Annotated in this window: 1 protein-coding gene; it reads left to right on the plus strand. The window is 66.0% G+C overall.

From position 1 onward, the window contains the following. Positions 1-44 precede the first annotated feature (44 nt). Positions 45-285 (plus strand): hypothetical protein (locus AC3XQU_RS23725; RefSeq protein WP_489876590.1); only part of this gene is annotated, 241 nt, incomplete at its 3' end.

The raw sequence follows: 285 nt of genomic DNA on the forward strand, positions 1-285 counted from the left end.
GACGCACTGTTCGGCGCCATCGTCAACGCGCTCGGCGGTGCGGCATGAGGCAACCGAGTGTCGGCGACGTCGTGCATTACCAGTCGTACGGCACGCCTGGCGGTGAGTACCTGCCGGAGCCGCGCGCAGCGATCATCACCGCGGCAAGTGGACCGACGGACCCACCGTCAGCCGATGAGCCGCCCGAGAACTTCGCGGTTGGGCTGTGCGTCCTCAATCCAACGGGCCTGTTCTTCAAAGAGGAGATTCCGTTCGCCGCCAACCCCACTCCGGGGCACTGGAACT

This window comes from Telluria sp. AZSoR62, assembly GCF_058111565.1.